Source organism: Vibrio crassostreae 9ZC13 (assembly GCF_000272045.2).
GTDB classification, from domain to species: Bacteria; Pseudomonadota; Gammaproteobacteria; order Enterobacterales; family Vibrionaceae; genus Vibrio; species Vibrio crassostreae_C.
In genome coordinates this window covers 354,360-371,670 of the sequence record NZ_AJYZ02000037.1, presented here as the reverse complement: position 1 = coordinate 371,670, position 17,311 = coordinate 354,360, and the positions used below count along the sequence as shown (strand labels likewise).

Here is a 17,311-nt window from a genome sequence, read left to right as displayed (position 1 = left end):
ATTTTGTGAGCTCAAGCGTTACTCTGATTCTACGTGCATGTTTATGGTTAGTGGTTACTCTCTTAGTAACGCTAGCCATTGCCGTTACTACACTGCGTGTAGCCTTGCCCAATTTAAACAAGTATCAATCTGAAATTGAGCTTTGGGTAAACCAACACTCCGGTTTTGATTTTTCGATTCAAGATGTGGGCGGTTTTTGGCGTAACACTCACCCCTCTATTGCTCTGCAAGGCGTTAAAGCTAGCCTCCCCAATGCAGAAGATGTGACCTTCTCTGTTGAGCGTGTTGAAGTCGAGTTTGACTTGATTCAATCGCTCGTGCAGATGCGCCCGGTTGTGGCCGATCTAGTCATGAATCAAATGTATCTTGATATCCGCTCAATTGATCTGTTTGCCGGACAAAATAGCAAAGACGAACCTACAGATCCCGAGTCTTCCAAGCGAGTGATACAAGAGCTCGATAATTTACTGCTAAAAACACTCGTCGATGTAACTGCAAAAGATTCTTCTATTCTTTATCACTCTGTTTCGGGTGAAGAACGTCAGCTCGATATAGAAACCTTAAAATGGCAAAATTCAGACAAACATCACCTTGCTGAAGGTGTGGTGAGTATCAAAGATGCCAATCTAAACTCTCTGTCAGTGAGTGCTAACTTTATTGATGGTGGGTCACTGACTGATGTGACTGGTGAGTTTTATGTCAGTGCCGACAGCATTTCTGTTAAGCCATGGCTTACGCATTATATGCAGGCGGAATCCGGCATTGAAACGGGTACTGTGAGCTTGAATAGCTGGCTTACGCTGCGAAATAGCAAGCCAGTGAGCGCTTATGTTGAGGTTTTACCCTCAGAACTGGCGTGGAACGAAGATGGCGAGCATGACCTCATGCTTGAGTCCGGTGTCTTTAAGTTGTCGCCGACTGATGATGGTTGGCAAGTAAATGGTCACTCACTAAACCTTAGAACGGATGACACACCTTGGCCGGAACTCGACGTAGCGTTCAAGTGGAATCAAGGTCCATGGCAACTCAACATTTCTGAGCTGGATATTGCGACTATTACTCCGTTGATTAAGCTGCTGCCTGACTCTGAACAATCAACCAAAATGATTAACGTATTGGCGCCGGGCGGCTCTGTTTCTGATATCCGTGTTTCCATGGGTTCGGGAATTGACAGTTTACGTTATTCAGCCAGTTTTTCTGATCTTGCTATCGAGCAGTGGGAACTAGTCCCAGGCTTTAGCCAAGTGTCTGGTAGTGTGTTTGGTTCGGCCTCGGAAGCGAAAGCTAGCCTGCATGTTATTGACGATGTGTTCCCTTATGGTGACGTATTCCAAGCGCCTTTGAATATCAAACAAGGTCAGGTTGATATTGTTTGGCAGCAAGATGAAAACGGCTGGAAGCTGTGGTCAGACAAAATCACAGCTGCCACCCCCGATTTACAAGTACTAGGCGCATTCCGCTTAGACTTCCCAAAAGATGCGAGCCCGTTTTTATCCTTCTACGGCGAAGCGGACGCTTACAATGTCGGTGAAACATGGCGCTACTTACCTACACTGGCTCTTGGGCAAGATCTAACAGACTACCTTTCAACTGCGATTCAAGCCGGTAAAGCGGATACCGTAAAACTGTTGTGGCATGGTGATTTGTCTCAATACCCATACACTAACCACGATGGTATTTTCCAGGTTTGGGTTGGCTTAGAAGATGCGAAATTCAGCTTTGATACCGCGTGGCCACTGATTACTGATCTTCAGCTTGATCTGTTGTTTGAAAATGATGCGATGCATCTGGATTCTCGCTCAGCTCAACTGATGGATGTGACGGCAGATCGAATCACAGGACGCATTCCTTATTTAGGGGAAGGCGGCCATATTGAAATTGAAGCTAAAGCGACGGCGTCTGGCAACGCAGTACGCGATTACATGACGTCTTCGCCACTGGTGGGCTCGGTAGGCGCAGCCTTAACCGCACTTCAAGTGAGTGGTGATGTCTCTTCTGAGTTCCAGCTGAATATTCCGTTTGATTCTGAAAAAGAAGCAAGAGCATGGGGTTACGCCGACTTAAGTGGCAACCATGTTGAGATTGAAGCGCCGCCAATGGTGCTCGAGAACACCACGGGTCGAATTGAATTTGATAATGACGTAGTGACGGCAAATGGCCTCGCTGCGGATCTGCTTAACCAAGGTATCTCGCTTGATTTTAAGGGCCTTAATGATGGTCCTGGCTATGCAGTTGATATTGATGTGTTAGGTGATTGGGACGTCAAGCCTCTAGAACCTTACATCGGTGAGCAATGGTTAAGCCGCTTATCAGGTCATGCGCAATGGCAAAGCCAGATTGATATCCAGCTGAATGATATCGGCTTTACCTACCAACTAGACTTACAGTCAGACCTAAAATACTTGGCGAGTGATTACCCATATCCATTGGCGAAAAAATCACTAGAAAGTGGCTCTGCAAGGCTACAGGCATCGGGTAACCAAGAGACGATTACCGCGCGCCTGCAATTGCCAAACACCAAGTACCAAGCTGAGATTGATATCACAGGCGACGTGCCTGAGTTAACGGCGACCAACTTAGTGCTTGGTCGCGGTGGCTACAAAATTAGCCCGGTGGTGGGCCATCACGCACTGATTCGTACAGACAAATTCAATGCCGATGATTGGTTATCGGTTGTAATGGAACCGGTAAAGCCTTCAACGGCTGTACTTAGTCAAATGAACACGCCAACCATACCTGCGCCAAGCCGTATTACCTTTGAGAGTAAAGAGCTGATCTTAGGTGGTATCTCTTGGAATGACGTCGATTTTAGTGCTAGTAAGAACAAACAGGCGTGGCAAATGGAAGTGTCTAGCCAAGAGCTAGAAGGGGATATTAACTACCTGCCTCCTTATGATTTGACAGTTTCACTGGATCGTCTGCATCTGTTTGTTCCTGAGTGGAGTGATAAGAACAACCAAGATCAGCAACTGCTGCAACGTAAAGAACAAGCTGCGCCATTGATATCCAAATTGGATAGAGAGATCCACGATGCGATGCCAAACCTGACCCTGACGCTGAACGACTTTTGGCTGCAAGGCTACAAGGTGGGTAAGGTCGATGTTGAAATGACGAGGAACGAAGATCGTATCGAGTGGAACAAAATCCAGGTGCGAAGCGGCGGTAACAAAGCGGATGTGAGTGGCTGGTGGGAACTGCAAGGTGACAAGAGTCATTCATCGTTAACCGTTGATGTTGAAGGTGAAAACAACAGCGAGCTCATGGAGCGCTTTGGTATTACTTCCGGGATTCAAAAAGCGCCATTCGCGTTGGAAGGTCAACTAAATTGGGATGGTTCGCCTTGGGGAATCAAAATGGATACCCTTGATGGCAACGTTAAAACCAAGTTTGGTAAAGGCATTATCTCGGATGTGAGCGGCGCAGCTCGATTACTTGGCCTGTTTAGCCTAGATTCGATCATCCGTAAGATGCAGCTCGATTTCTCAGATGTGTTTGATAAAGGTATGGCCTTCAACAGCATCACCGGAACGGGCGAGATTCAAAATGGTATCTTCCTGACCAATGATCTGAACATGGATGCGGTCGCAGGTGAGATGAAAATCAAAGGTATCGCTAACCTCAACACGCGTCAGGTTGATGCTGAGGTGAACTTTACCCCAGATATTACCTCGGGTATTCCCGTATTAACGGCCTTTGCGGTAACCCCTCAAACGGCGCTGTACGTATTGGCGGTGACCACGGTTATCTCGCCAGTTGTGGAAGTCTTTACCCAAGTAAATTATTCGGTGAAAGGACCATTGGATTCACCAACGGTGAGCGAACTTTCTCGTAGCTCTGGCGAGTTTCAGCTGCCAGAGAAGCTGAGAAAATTAGCCGAATAGGCCTTAAATTAGCCGAAAAGACCTTATGCCCGAGTCAGCGAATATACGGTGAAATGCTGATTTCTGAATCATAATGAATGGAGGAGCGATACACATGGATTGTGTTGGGTTGATTCAAATGACATCTGGCCCCAGCCCTGAATTGAACTTTGAGTACCTTGCTCAAGAAGTTGCAAAGTGCAAAGAGTTGGGGGCTAAGTGGGTTGTTTGCCCTGAAAACGCGTTAGTTTTTGGCAGTAAAGCCGACTATCACCAGTGTGCTGAGCCTTTTAATGATGGCCCACTGCAAAAGAAAATCTCTGAGCTAGCAAAGCTTCACAGAATTTGGATCGTCATTGGCAGTATGCCGATAAGCACAACTAACGGAGTGACGACCACCACCTTGGTGATTGATGATTTTGGTTGCCTCGTTGCTCATTACGACAAGCTACACATGTTTGATGTGGATGTCGCTGACGCCCATAAGTGCTATCGAGAGTCGGATATTTTCACTCCGGGCAACCAAGTTGTGACAGCGGAAACGCCTTTTGGTCGCTTAGGTTTGAGTATTTGTTATGATGTGCGCTTTCCACACTTGTATTCAGAGTTACGTAAGCAAGGGGCACAAATCATTGTGGTGCCTGCGGCTTTTACAGCGGTAACGGGTCAAGCGCACTGGGAAGTACTATTAAGATGCCGCGCGGTTGAAACACAGTCGTGGATTGTCGCGGTAGGTCAAGGCGGAAAACACCCTTGCCAAAGAGAAACATGGGGACACTCAATGGTGGTTGATCCATGGGGACGAGTGGTCGCACAGTTAGACCAAGATCCTAAAAGTATGGTGGTTGAGATAGACACATCCAGTTGCGAGTCCATTAGGCAAAATATGCCCATCGCGCAACACTCTCGATTTACCAATCAATTTTAATTACAAACAAGAGCCATCTATGAGCATTAATCAAATTGAAGAAGCGCTACTGAACCCGACAGGGCTTACGGAGCAAAATATCGCAGATACATTGGCGAGTATTGCTACCCGCCAAATTGATTATGCTGATATCTACTTTCAGTCAAGCTGGCACGAATCTTTAGTGCTAGAAGACAGCATTATTAAAGACGGCTCTTTCAATATCGATTGCGGTGTTGGCGTTCGTGCAGTATCTGGTGAAAAGACTGGTTTTGCTTACTCTGACCAAATCCAATTGGATGGTCTTAAGCAGAGCGCAATTGCGGCTCGTGGTATTGCTAAACAAGGTCAAAACGGCAAGGTTCAAGCGTTCAAACGCAACTCTAATCAAGCTTACTATGATGCAGTTAACCCGCTTGCGAGTTGGGAAAAACAGCAGAAAACAGAATTACTAAAATCATTAGATGCTTACATTCGCACTAAAGAGCCGATGGTGACTGAAGTATCGGTGAGTTTAAGTGGTGTGCATGAGCAGATGCTGGTTGCTGCGACTGATGGCACTTACGCTGGTGATATTCGTCCGCTGGTTCGCTTGTCTATTAGCGTACTTGCACAGAAGGGTGATCGTCGTGAGCGTGGTAGCGCTGGTGGTGGTGGCCGTTTTGGTTACGACTTCTTCTTAAGTGATGACAAAGGCACTCAAGTTGCTTACCAATTTGCGGATGAAGCGATTCGCCAAGCATTAGTTAACCTTGAAGCAGTGGCTGCGCCTGCTGGTGCCATGCCTGTGGTTCTTGGTTCTGGTTGGCCGGGCGTTCTGCTGCATGAAGCGGTAGGCCACGGTTTAGAAGGCGACTTCAACCGTAAAGAGTCGTCAGTATTCTCCGGCAAAGTTGGTGAGCAAGTAACTTCAAGCCTATGTACGATTGTCGATGACGGTACATTAACGGATCTACGCGGTTCATTGAACGTCGATGATGAAGGTGTTAACGGTCAGTACAATACGTTAATCGAAAACGGCATCCTAAAAGGTTACATGCAAGATAAGCTGAACGCTCGTCTAATGGGTGTAGCACCGACAGGTAATGGTCGTCGTGAGTCATACGCGCATCTTCCAATGCCACGTATGACGAATACATACATGCTACCGGGCGAACACACACCGGAAGAGATCATCGCGACGGTTGAGAAAGGTATCTACGCACCGAACTTCGGTGGCGGTCAGGTCGATATCACATCAGGTAAGTTCGTATTCTCAGCGTCTGAAGCGTACATGATTGAAAACGGTAAGATCACTCACCCAGTGAAAGGCGCGACGCTAATCGGTTCTGGTATCGAAGCGATGCAGCAGGTGTCTATGGTGGGTAACGACCTAAGCATCGACCGTGGTGTGGGTGTGTGTGGTAAGGCTGGTCAAAGTGTGCCAGTGGGTGTTGGTCAACCAACATTGAAACTAGACTCGCTAACCGTTGGTGGTACTGAGTAATTCAGACTAACCTCTGCCGACTTACTTCAAAATATTAAATTGAAAAGCGCCTCCAATGTGAGGCGCTTTTTGTTTTTAGATTACTGATTCAGTGAGCGTATAGAGTCACTACATGTTCTCTTCCGCAAACTCAGCTAGTCGGCTACGCACCACACCATTGAGGTGGATGTTGGCACTGCCTTCGAAGTTTTTAAAACGCTCAACCATGTAGGTTAAGCCTGAAGTCACAGGGGTTAGGTAAGAAGAATCTATCTGCGCTAAGTTACCTGAGCAGACGATCTTAGTACCTTCACCACAACGGGTGATGATGGTTTTTATCTGTGAAGCGGTGAGGTTCTGACACTCATCCAAAAGCACAAAGGCATTTTGAATCGAGCGGCCACGCATGAAGTTGATTGATTTGAACTGGATATTGGCTTTGTCACAGATGTACTTCATCGAGCCTTCTGTGCAGTGGTCGTTCTTGTGCAGCGCTTCCAGTGTATCGGTCACTGCGGCTAACCAAGGCAACATTTTCTCTTCCTCTGTACCCGGAAGGAAACCTATCGACTCACCAATATCAGGGGTGTTGCGGGTTACGATGATCTTATCGAATTGCTTACGTTCAATGGTTTGTTCAAGTGCAGCAGCCATAGCAAGCAGTGTCTTACCACTACCTGCGGCGCCAGTGAGAATCACAAGATCAATATCAGGGTCGAGCAGCGCATCAATCGCCATGCCTTGATAGACGTTCTTTGGTGTGATGTCCCATGCTCTGCGATTCATCAATCTTTCGCGGCTGAGGTCTCTCAGGGTAATGCTTTCCGGCTCAATCTCCTCGACTCGAGCGGCAAAGTCACTTTCTTCGTCAATCACATATTGGTTGAGGAAGGTTGGCTCGAACGGCGCTCTTGCTAAGGTGTGCAGCGTCTTGCCGCCTAAACTTCTGCTCTCGACATTATCGATACCATCCCAAAATGAGCCTTCCAGTTGTTGGAAGCCTTTGGTGAGGTATTGGATATCATCAATCAGTTGGTCAGTTTGATAGTCTTCAACAAAACGTACACCGGCGCCTTTTGCTCGTAAACGCATATTGATGTCTTTGGTGATGAGAACCACTTCGCGTGGTGCGCGTTTATTTTGAAGATAGAGGACAGCGTTGAGGATTCGGTTATCGCCCGCCTTGTCATCGGCAAAGGCTTTGATGCTTTCTTGAAGTTCGTAGTCAGCGAGTATTGAAATACTGCCAGATGCATTTATGTCTTTAGAAAAAGGGATGCCTTCCGATATTTGGTCTGGTGTGGCTTCCCTGAACAGGTCTTCGAGCGTTCGAATCGCAATTCTCGCATCTCGAGCAACGTCTCTTTTACTGTCTTTGATTCTGTCGAGTTCTTCTAGCACTGTCATGGGGATAACGACATCGTGCTCTTGGAAAGAAAATATAGCGAAGGGTTCGTGAAGTAGGATATTGGTGTCTAAAACAAATAGCTTCCGGTTGGTCTCGCCCATAGCATCTCCTTGCCGACGTGCGGCTTGCCTTGCATTCATTGAACGTAGATAAAGCTCATATAAAGATTAGTATCTGATTCTGGTGATAGTCAACTACTCACCTAAACTTCATCTAGAGGAACAGCACCATATCGTTACGAGTGAATATGGTGTATTCGTTTGAGAGCAGCAATCTGCTACCTATAGATTAACCATGAATTTTTGACAGTTTGATTGCACTGGCGAAAACAGAAAAAAAGCATGAAATCATCTCCTTTAGGCGTGACCTAAATCACAGCATCGAGTAAGATTAGCGACCTTTTTCTGCACCATTTTCTCGAGATATTTATTATTGAGAGCGCACTTAAAAAGTGGCTGCAAACTAGACATTTTTGGCTATATTTTTAGTTCAGGAGCGATAATGTTCTTGTTTAAAACTGCAGTTAAGAAGACCAAATTCCAACTATAAGATTGAGGTAGTCGATTCATGACATTTGCTTTGGGGCAACGCTGGATAAGCGATACGGAGAGCGATTTAGGTTTAGGTACCGTTGTAGCAATGGATGCTCGCACAGTGACACTAATGTTTGCAGCGTCAGAAGAAAACCGTGTTTATGCACGTACTGATGCTCCCGTAACCCGAGTAACGTTTAATGTAGGCGATGTCATCGAATGCCAAGAAGGTTGGTCTCTGTCTGTCGAAGAAGTTATCGAAGACAAAGGGCTGCTAACCTACTTAGGTACTCGCGAAGATACCCAAGAAACAGAAGTCACTCTGCGTGAAATCTTCTTAAGCAACCAGATCCGCTTTAACAAGCCACAAGATAAGCTATACGCAGGTCAAATCGACCGTATGGATAACTTTGTGTTGCGTTACCGTGCGCTAAGCAACCAGTACCAACAACACAAGAGCCCGATGCGTGGCTTGTGTGGTATGCGTGCTGGCTTGATCCCTCATCAGCTATACATCGCTCATGAAGTGGGTCGTCGTCACGCTCCGCGCGTTTTACTGGCTGATGAAGTGGGCCTAGGTAAAACCATCGAAGCGGGCATGATCATCCACCAACAGGTGCTGTCTGGCCGTGCTGAACGCATTCTGATTGTGGTTCCTGAAACTCTACAACACCAATGGTTAGTAGAGATGATGCGCCGTTTCAACCTGCATTTTTCTATCTTCGATGAAGAGCGTTGTATTGAAGCGTTTGCTGAATCAGACAACCCGTTTGATACCCAGCAGTACGTTCTGTGTTCTTTGGACTTCCTACGTAAGAGCCGTAAGCGCTACGAGCAAGCACTTGAAGGCGAGTGGGACTTGTTGGTTGTCGATGAAGCGCACCACCTTGAGTGGAGCCAAGACAAACCAAGCCGTGAATACCAAGTGGTTGAAGGCTTAGCGGAAAATACGTCTGGTGTGCTACTACTAACAGCAACGCCTGAACAGCTTGGTCGTGAGAGCCACTTTGCACGTCTGCGTCTGCTTGATCCTGATCGCTTCTACGATTACGAAGCATTCGTTGAAGAAGAAGACCAATACGCACCGGTTGCTGATGCAGTAACGGCTCTGTTCTCTGGAGTGAAGCTTGAAAACAGCGCGAAGAACCAGATTACGGAACTGCTTTCTGAGCAAGATGTTGAGCCTCTGTTCCGTGTGATTGAAGGTGATAGCAGCGAAGAAGAGCAAGCGTTAGCTCGCCAAGAACTGATTGATAACCTTATGGATCGCCATGGTACCGGCCGTGTTCTTTTCAGAAACACACGTGCTGCAATCAAAGGCTTCCCTAAGCGTAATGTAAACCTACTGCCGATGGAGATTCCAACGCAGTACACAACCTCAATGCGTGTATCTGGCATGATCGGTGGCAAAATGGCTCCCGAAGCTCGTGCAATGAAGATGCTGTATCCAGAAGAGATCTTCCAAGAGTTTGAAGGTGAAGATTCAAGCTGGTGGCAGTTCGACTCACGTGTTAACTGGTTGATTGAAAAGATCCAAGACAAGCGCAGCGAGAAAATCCTAGTGATCGCCTCTCGTGCAAGTACGGCTCTTCAATTAGAGCAAGCACTGCGTGAGCGTGAAGGTGTGCGTGCAACCGTATTTCACGAAGGCATGTCGATTCTAGAGCGTGATAAAGCTGCGGCTTACTTTGCTCAAGAAGAGGGCGGCGCTCAGGTTCTTATCTGTAGTGAAATCGGCTCTGAAGGTCGTAACTTCCAGTTCGCTAACCAACTTGTGATGTTCGATCTTCCATTCAACCCAGACTTGCTTGAGCAACGTATTGGCCGTTTGGACCGTATCGGTCAGCTGCGTGATATCGACATTCATGTTCCTTACCTAAAAGGCACATCACAGGCGATCCTTGCGCGTTGGTTCGATGAAGGTCTGAATGCATTTGCGGAAACTTGTCCAACGGGTCGCACGGTTTACGATAAGTACTCAGATGTTCTTATCGAGATGCTGGCTTCTGGTAACACTGAGCAACTTGATGAAGTGATTGAAGAGTCTGCCAAGCTAAATCAAAGCCTGAAATCAGATCTAGAAAAAGGCCGTGATCGCCTATTAGAAATGCACTCAAACGGCGGCGACAAAGCGCATGAAATTGCAGAGAAGATTGCCTCGACTGACGGCGACACTAACCTAGTAACGTTTGCACTAAGCCTGTTCGATACGATTGGCTTGAACCAAGACGACAAGGGTGAGAATGCTCTGGTTGTAACGCCGTCTGAGCACATGATGGTGCCAAGCTACCCAGGCTTACCATACGAAGGCGCAACCATCACGTTTGATCGTGATACTGCGCTTTCTCGTGAAGACATGAACTTCATTAGCTGGGAACACCCAATGATTCAGGGCGGTATCGATCTGCTACTGAGTGAAGGTGTTGGTGCATCAGCGGTATCACTACTGAAAAACAAAGCGCTGCCAGTGGGTACTATCCTGCTTGAGCTGGTTTACCTTGTGGATGCGCAAGCGCCGAAACGCAGCGGTATCAGCCAGTTCTTGCCTAAGACGCCAATTCGTTTGATGATGGATGGCCGTGGTAATGACTTATCAGCTCAGGTTGAGTTCGACAGCTTTAACCGTCAATTAAGCCCTGTAAACCGTCACCTAGCGAGCAAGCTAGTTAACTCGGTACAAGGTGAAATTCACAAGCTAATCGAAGCGGGTGAGACGCACGTACTTCCTAAAGTGGAAGAAGTGCGTGAACAAGCTCAACGAGATATGCAGACTAACCTGAACGGTGAATTAGAGCGTCTACAAGCGCTTAAAGCCGTGAATCCTAATATTCGTGATGAAGAGCTAGAGGTAATCGAAGCTCAAATCAATGAACTGACCGGTTACATCAGCAAAGCTCAGGTTCAGCTAGATTCATTACGCTTGATTGTGGTTTCTCACAACTAGTTTTGAATTAGCGAAATGCTTCAACGAAATAAGGCCTTCATTATGAAGGCCTTATTTGTATCTGTAGCTTAATTAACAATTCAAGTAGCTGGTTACATTAACCACTTCCACCAAACAAATACCGCTAGGAAACCAAATAGGTAAACAAGACCTGCTACAGACAACCATTTTAGTTTGCTGCCAATGGCTAGCGCTTCTGGAAGCTTAGCTTTGTTGACCAAGATGAAATTAAGCAGAGCGAAGAATGGCGTTGTTGCAAACGCGAGTACCATTGCGAAATCGAGCATAGGCATCAGTGCTGCGCTAAAGAACATCACAATCGCGAGTGCCGCGATAGAGACAATGATTATCCAGCCTTGCAGCATTCTTGGGCTTGAATCTTTTTTGAATAATAGACGTTGTGATTCAGCAAGCACGCGTGAGTAGCCATCGATAACGGTAATGGTGCTACCAAAGATACAGAAGAAAGCGATAAGAGCGATTAACGGGCGAGACCATTCACCAATTGTCGAAGCGTAGATGCCGACCAATTGATGAGTAAAGCCAACACCGGAGCGAGACAGTTCAACTCCCGAACCGTGAAGTACTAGCGCGCCTAACGCAACGAATACTAAAGCAAGCAGCGCCGTACCAATGTAGCCAACGTTAAAGTCGAACAGCGCTGATTGTGCGGTCACTTCCTGCTTCTCTTTTTGGCTTTTTAGCCACATAGAGGTGATGCTTGATATTTCGATAGGCGCAGGCATCCAACCCATGGTCACCACGATAAAACCAATAGCAGCCAATGACCAAGGCGACGGTGGAACAAAAGCAGCATCAGGTTCGACTGGAGAGCCGATAGCAATGGCGACTGCAGCTAAGGTTGTGATGGTTAAGATCGCCATGATCGCTTTAGATAGTGTATCTAGAGCACGATAATGGCCAGCAAACAGAATGATCAAACAGGTCGCTAAAACGATCATGCACAAGGTGCTAGTGGCTAAATCGAAAGGAACAAAGTAACTGAGTAGGCTTGCACTGAATAATAGCAGGGCAGCGGTATTCACGACCGCAGATATGGCACTCAAGATCGAAAAGATCACAAGGTATGGGCGGCCTAGGTTAGAGTAACCTTCCACCAAGCTTTGACCCGTTCCTAGCGTGTATTGGATGCCGGCTCTGAAGAATGGATATTTAAATACGTTAACGAGGATAATGAGAGCGGCAAGCTGCCAACCATAAATCGCACCCGCCTTGGTTGAGGCGACTAAGTGAGAACCACCTACAGCCGCTGCGGCCATCATAATGCCTGGGCCAAGAGACTTAATTAAACTTGATAGGGGAGCTGAGGTTGGTGTTTTTGTGTTGGTGGTTTTAACCGTACTGTCCATCGTTTTTCCTTTGATGCTGACTTCTTATTATCTGTTACCCTATCAATACCATGTTTTGTAAAGCCGTCAACTTTTATGTACGAAAATATTGAAAATTGTATTTATTTATAAACGAATCAACCGTGAATTATTTGTTCACTAGCAATTAAGAGGCTTCAATGGCGTTAGAACAGTACACACCACCACGTGAACCGTGGATTGATATTGTTTATCAAGATGACGATATTCTTGTGGTGAACAAGCCTGCAGGCCTGCTTTCTGTTCCGGGTAGGTTACCTGAGCATTACGACAGCATGTGGAGTCGCTTGGTTGTCGAATTTCCAGAGATTCAAGTCGTGCATCGATTAGACATGTCGACATCGGGCTTGATGCTGCTCGCTAAACACAAACAAGCTGAGCGTCATTTGAAGAAGCAATTTCAATATCGACTGACACACAAACTCTATTACGCCCGAGTATGGGGTTCAGTAGAAGAAGCTGAAGGTTTGATTGACCTCCCTCTTATTTGCGATTGGCCAAACCGGCCGAAGCAAAAAGTGTGTTTCGAGGATGGTAAATCATCACAGACTCGTTATGTGGTAGAACAGCAAGAACTCCAAACGACTTTACTTAAGTTACTGCCAATTACCGGGCGTTCTCACCAATTGAGAGTGCATTGCATGGAAATAGGCGCACCGATTGTGGGCGATGAGTTTTACGCAACATCAGAAGCATTTGAATACAGTGATAGGTTGGCTTTGCATGCGTGTGAGCTGAGCTTTTATCATCCAGCGAATAATCAGTTGTTTAAAGCCTTTGTTCCGTGTGAGTTTTATCCTCAAGCATCGCCACAAATCGAACAGCACTTTGAAATTGCGCTTGAGCTTCCAGACTACAGTAAGCTAAAAGCTTAGAATGGACTGATTCATAGATCTAACCAAGGAAGAAGAATGCCAACGCTGAATGTTGTGTTTCTCGATAGAGCGACTATCCCATCTCAAATTCATTTAAAGCCTCTGAGCTTTGAGCATGAATGGGTAGAGTATGACTTTACTGCTCCTGAGCAAGTATCGGAGCGAGTTGAAGAAGCTGATGTGGTGATCACTAACAAGGTAGTGCTCAATGAGTCGAATCTCGCTGGTGCGAAAAAACTCAAGTTGATCGCGGTTTCAGCGACCGGTGTTAATAATGTCGATGTGGAATACTGCAAATCTAAAAACATTGCAGTGACAAACGTGCAAGGCTATGCGATTCAATCGGTTCCTGAACATGTCATCGCAATGCTGTTTGCACTTAAACGAAACCTTGTTGGTTATCATAAAGACATTGAGGTGGGCGAGTGGCAAAAGGACAAGCAGTTCTGCTTCTTTACTCATCCGATTCAAGATGTGGCTGGCAGCACACTGGGGTTGATAGGGAGTGGCAGCTTAGGTCAAGCCACCGCAATGTTAGCCAAAGCGATTGGTATGAAGGTGATGTTTGCCGAGCGAAAAGGAGCAGAGTCTTGTCGAGAAGGGTATCTACCTTTTGATACGGTATTGAAGCAAGCGGATGCGATCAGTCTACATTGCCCATTGACTGATGCGACCCAAAATCTGATTTCAGAGCGAGAGCTCACAATGATGAAATCGAGCGCGGTATTAATTAATGCCGGGCGCGGAGGTCTAGTAGATGAACAAGCCCTAGTTGAGGCTTTGAAAAAACATGAGATTGCAGGCGCAGGTATGGATGTGTTTACACAAGAGCCAGCCGACAACTCAAATCCACTATTGGCTAATAGCCACTTACCGAACTTATTACTCACTCCACATGTGGCGTGGGGCAGCGACAGCTCGATTCAAAAACTGTCTGATATCTTAATCGATAATATTGATGGGTTTGTTGAGGGTAATCCGCAGAACTTAGTGAGTTGATTAAAGGTATCCGCCCCATGAACCTACGGGGCGACTTGTCAGTGTTTGAAGTTCCAAGGCAGGAGTGCATCGATATCGGGCTCTGCTTTTGCTAGCTCTTTCATGCACTTGACCATATAGTCATAGAGGATAAGGCCGTTGGCTTTTGCAGTCTCGATGATGCTGTAAAGCATCGCGCTCGCCTCAGCGCCATTTGGTGTGTTGGAGAATAGCCAATTTTTCCTGCCAATAACCAGCGGTTTAATTGCGCGTTCAGCGCGATTATTATCGATAGATAAGTGACCATCGTCGATATAACGAATGAGTTTAGGCCATTGCCCGAGCGTGTACTTTATTGCTTTGCCTAGTGGGCTAGAGCCAATCACCTTCTGGGTCGTCATCCATTGGTAAAGCTCATCCAGTATCGGCTTGGCAAGCGCTTGACGCTCTGCTTTTCGCTCTTGGGCAGGCGCACCTTTTAAGCGTGATTCTATCCCGTAGAGTTTTTGGATTTTAGCCAGCGCCTTATCAGCCTTGCCCGATTTACCTTTCCCTTGAAGCTTTTTAGCATCCATGAACTTGCGACGAGCATGCGCTAAGCACCCTACATTGGTGACGTGATGCAGACCATCATAAGCCGCGTAGCCATCGGTTTGTAGATAACCGTTGTAGTCACCTAAAAAGTCCACGGGACACGCCCTCGCGCGACTGTTTTGATAGTCGTACAAGGCAATATTTTTCACATTCGGCAGTGCCGATTCGGGTGAGTCAGCGCCTGAGCAGTAGAGCCACATATAACACTGCTTCTCTTCTTTGAGCACATTGAGCGGCGTTTCATCCGCCTGAACCACCACTTGTTGAAGTAGGTGCTCTTTCAAGGCGGCATACAGCGGGGCGAACTTCTCACTGACTTGGATAACCCACCTTGCCATGGTGGTGCGTGATAGCTCGATACCCGACTGGGTAAACAGCGATTCTTGGCGATAAAGTGGCATCGCGTATTGGTATTTGCCAAGAATGATGTTGGTCAGCAAGCTTTCTGTGGCGAAGCTTTTAGGGATGAGACTCTGAGGGGATGGCTTCTGAACGATACGGCTGCTGTCACCTGTTTTCTCGCACTGGCGGCAAGCGTACTTAGGACGAACATATTCCAACACTTTGAGTACCGCTGGCGTGAACTCTAGCTTCTCGCTGCGGTCTTCACCGATTTTATGCAGGCTATGATTGCAGCAAGCGCACTGCTTTTCATGGTCGTCTACATCAAGTTCGATAACCTCACGAGGCAAGGTCTTAGGCAGAGGTTTACGTTTACCGCGCTTTTTCGTTGTGGTCGTGGTTGTCACCTCAACCTCGTCTTCTTTAACGGCTTCACACTCCGCTTCGTTGAAGAGGTCACCTTGTGATTCATCGTAAGGCTTTAATGCCTCCGAGCGTTTCGCGAACTGACGGTCGAAGGCGAGTTTGAGTTGTTCAAGCAGCGATTGGCGCTCTTGTTTCCACTCATTTTTCTCCGACATCAGAGCAGCTACCATCGCTTGTAGCTCGGCAACATCTTGGCTTTCTGGGTTGATATTTGGCGTCTTTTTCATAGCATTGATTATACTAAAATCGTGCCGTTAACGCTTGGAGAATAAGGCTTTATTCTCGATTAACTCATTGTAAAATCGTTTATTTTGATGGGTTCGTGGCCGATAATTGTGAAGCCTGAAAGCAGTCTGTCAAGCTCAAATTGAGTGAGGGTAAACACCTGATTTTTCTCTTTTGAAGGCCACTTATACTTGGCTTTTTCAAGGCGTTTATACCAGAGGGCGAAGCCTGTTTTATCCCAGTACAACACTTTAATCTTATCGCGCTGTTTATTGGTAAACAGGAACAGCGCACCGCTGCCAAGAGGCAAGTCAGTATCATTTTCGATAATCGCTGCAAGGCCGTTGATGGACTTTCTAAAATCGACGCTTTCACGATAAAGGTAAATGTCTGAAGCGCTGAGCATACCTTTCATGACAACGCTCCAATGAGTTCAGCAAGATAGGTGGCTAGCGTGCCTTGAGGAATGCTCAGCTCCACATCATTGATGAGAAGTGTCATGTTCGCCGTAGCTATCTGGGCCTGATACTTGGTTGTCTTTTCAACGATTTCGGCTTTAACAAATCCGACAGATTCCGATTGGCTTGCTGTTTGGAGTTGACGCCGTTTGGCGAAGAACGTGGATAAACTCAGTCCATGCTCTTCACAAAAAGCGCGTTGGGTAACACTGCTACTTTCATATTGTTCAAACAGTGATTGCCATTCTAGGTCGGTGCGTCGTTTTGCCATTTCAACTCTCCTTTGGGTTGGAGAGATGATCTTATTCTTCGTGCTGAAGGATTAGAATGCGGTGTTCATGGCACGCTTACGATTAAAGAATTAAATGGTGCGAACGCAAAACAAAAAAGGTTGGCCTGTAGGCCAACCTTTTTAGATTGTGTGTCGATTAAATGACTTAACCTTGCGGTTTAACCACCAATACATTGATTGGTGAGTTCTGTACTACTTTGCTTGCAACCGAGCCAAGTACCACTTTGTCGATTTTTGAACGCTTATGGCTAGGCATCACGATAAGGTCGGCGCCAAGCTTTTCTGCGTAATCAAGAATCGTCGCGTAGGTTTTACCCTCAGCAACATGAACTTTGTAAACCACTTCATCGTCGATGTGTTTGTCGGCAAACTCTTTGAGCTGATTTTTAACATCAAGCTTCATTTGGTTCGCTGCATCTTTCGGGAAGTAAGACGCCACCATCGACATGTGAATGCCTGGTAGTACGTTCAGAATGTGGATTTCAGCATTGCTGTGTTTTGCGTGCCATACCGCCAGTTCGACTGCCTTATCAGAAAAGCCTTTGTCATTAAGATCAACAGGAACAAGGATTTGTTTATACATGTATTCGTCTCTTTTTAATCAGCGCTAAGCTTT

At 46.5% G+C, this 17,311-nt stretch carries 12 protein-coding genes; 6 read left to right on the top strand and 6 right to left on the bottom strand.

Features of this window, described 5'->3' with window-relative positions; all coding sequences use genetic code 11:
• Window positions 1-5 precede the first annotated feature (5 nt).
• The 3 genes from A136_RS12365 to tldD all read left to right on the top strand — a co-directional run bounded on the left by A136_RS12365 (window position 6) and on the right by tldD (window position 6,253).
• Window positions 6-3,881 carry a YhdP family protein gene (locus A136_RS12365; protein WP_017062954.1) on the top strand — a complete coding sequence of 1,292 codons (3,876 nt, stop codon included), beginning with the start codon at window positions 6-8 and terminating at the stop codon, window positions 3,879-3,881.
• A 94-nt stretch (window positions 3,882-3,975) separates the two neighbouring features.
• Window positions 3,976-4,788 (top strand): carbon-nitrogen hydrolase family protein, encoded by an 813-nt coding sequence (locus tag A136_RS12360; RefSeq protein WP_017061365.1) that lies wholly within the window; start codon window positions 3,976-3,978, stop codon window positions 4,786-4,788.
• Window positions 4,789-4,807: 19 nt separating this feature from the next.
• Window positions 4,808-6,253, top strand: coding sequence for a metalloprotease TldD (gene tldD / locus A136_RS12355; protein WP_017061366.1), 1,446 nt, complete (start codon window positions 4,808-4,810; stop codon window positions 6,251-6,253).
• 108 nt (window positions 6,254-6,361) lie between these two features.
• Here the strand turns inward: tldD and A136_RS12350 are convergent, their stop codons facing one another.
• Window positions 6,362-7,741 (bottom strand): PhoH family protein, encoded by a 1,380-nt coding sequence (locus A136_RS12350; RefSeq protein WP_017062953.1) that lies wholly within the window; start codon window positions 7,739-7,741, stop codon window positions 6,362-6,364.
• A 466-nt stretch (window positions 7,742-8,207) separates the two neighbouring features.
• Between A136_RS12350 and rapA the strand changes: the two genes are divergently transcribed.
• Complete coding sequence (gene rapA / locus A136_RS12345) at window positions 8,208-11,117, top strand: RNA polymerase-associated protein RapA (RefSeq protein WP_017062952.1); 2,910 nt, start codon at window positions 8,208-8,210, stop codon at window positions 11,115-11,117.
• A gap of 92 nt (window positions 11,118-11,209) precedes the next feature.
• Here the strand turns inward: rapA and A136_RS12340 are convergent, their stop codons facing one another.
• The gene (locus A136_RS12340; RefSeq protein WP_017061369.1) at window positions 11,210-12,487 is read right to left on the bottom strand and encodes an NRAMP family divalent metal transporter; all 1,278 of its coding nucleotides are present in this window, start codon (window positions 12,485-12,487) and stop codon (window positions 11,210-11,212) included.
• A 158-nt stretch (window positions 12,488-12,645) separates the two neighbouring features.
• Here A136_RS12340 and rluA point away from each other — a divergent pair, with 158 nt between their 5' ends.
• The gene (rluA, locus tag A136_RS12335) at window positions 12,646-13,380 is read left to right on the top strand and encodes a bifunctional tRNA pseudouridine(32) synthase/23S rRNA pseudouridine(746) synthase RluA (RefSeq protein ID WP_017062951.1); all 735 of its coding nucleotides are present in this window, start codon (window positions 12,646-12,648) and stop codon (window positions 13,378-13,380) included.
• Window positions 13,381-13,416: 36 nt separating this feature from the next.
• The gene (locus tag A136_RS12330) at window positions 13,417-14,379 is read left to right on the top strand and encodes a D-2-hydroxyacid dehydrogenase (RefSeq protein ID WP_017062950.1); all 963 of its coding nucleotides are present in this window, start codon (window positions 13,417-13,419) and stop codon (window positions 14,377-14,379) included.
• Between the two features lie 38 nt (window positions 14,380-14,417).
• Here the strand turns inward: A136_RS12330 and tnpC are convergent, their stop codons facing one another.
• The 4 genes from tnpC to A136_RS12310 all read right to left on the bottom strand — a co-directional run bounded on the left by tnpC (window position 14,418) and on the right by A136_RS12310 (window position 17,278).
• Entirely contained in the window at window positions 14,418-15,947 is a 1,530-nt protein-coding gene (gene tnpC / locus A136_RS12325; protein ID WP_017062949.1) for an IS66 family transposase, read from the bottom strand.
• 59 nt (window positions 15,948-16,006) lie between these two features.
• Window positions 16,007-16,360, bottom strand: coding sequence for an IS66 family insertion sequence element accessory protein TnpB (tnpB, locus tag A136_RS12320; RefSeq protein ID WP_017062948.1), 354 nt, complete (start codon window positions 16,358-16,360; stop codon window positions 16,007-16,009).
• The gene (gene tnpA / locus A136_RS12315; protein ID WP_017062947.1) at window positions 16,357-16,674 is read right to left on the bottom strand and encodes an IS66 family insertion sequence element accessory protein TnpA; all 318 of its coding nucleotides are present in this window, start codon (window positions 16,672-16,674) and stop codon (window positions 16,357-16,359) included. Before tnpA ends, tnpB begins: the two co-directional genes overlap by 4 nt.
• A 166-nt stretch (window positions 16,675-16,840) precedes the next feature.
• On the bottom strand, window positions 16,841-17,278 hold the full coding sequence (locus tag A136_RS12310; RefSeq protein WP_004740830.1) for a universal stress protein: 438 nt from the start codon (window positions 17,276-17,278) through the stop codon (window positions 16,841-16,843).
• Window positions 17,279-17,311 lie beyond the last annotated feature (33 nt).

Bases quoted from the DNA above. Each gene is read 5' to 3' on its own strand.
- A136_RS12340 (WP_017061369.1), bottom strand. From the start codon at position 12,487: ATGGACAGTACGGTTAAAACCACCAACACAAAAACACCAACCTCAGCT.
- tnpA (WP_017062947.1), bottom strand. From the start codon at position 16,674: ATGGCAAAACGACGCACCGACCTAGAATGGCAATCACTGTTTGAACAA.
- tnpB (WP_017062948.1), bottom strand. From the start codon at position 16,360: ATGAAAGGTATGCTCAGCGCTTCAGACATTTACCTTTATCGTGAAAGC.
- rluA (WP_017062951.1), top strand. From the start codon at position 12,646: ATGGCGTTAGAACAGTACACACCACCACGTGAACCGTGGATTGATATT.
- rapA (WP_017062952.1), top strand. From the start codon at position 8,208: ATGACATTTGCTTTGGGGCAACGCTGGATAAGCGATACGGAGAGCGAT.
- tldD (WP_017061366.1), top strand. From the start codon at position 4,808: ATGAGCATTAATCAAATTGAAGAAGCGCTACTGAACCCGACAGGGCTT.
- A136_RS12360 (WP_017061365.1), top strand. From the start codon at position 3,976: ATGGATTGTGTTGGGTTGATTCAAATGACATCTGGCCCCAGCCCTGAA.
- A136_RS12330 (WP_017062950.1), top strand. From the start codon at position 13,417: ATGCCAACGCTGAATGTTGTGTTTCTCGATAGAGCGACTATCCCATCT.
- tnpC (WP_017062949.1), bottom strand. From the start codon at position 15,947: ATGAAAAAGACGCCAAATATCAACCCAGAAAGCCAAGATGTTGCCGAG.
- A136_RS12350 (WP_017062953.1), bottom strand. From the start codon at position 7,741: ATGGGCGAGACCAACCGGAAGCTATTTGTTTTAGACACCAATATCCTA.
- A136_RS12310 (WP_004740830.1), bottom strand. From the start codon at position 17,278: ATGTATAAACAAATCCTTGTTCCTGTTGATCTTAATGACAAAGGCTTT.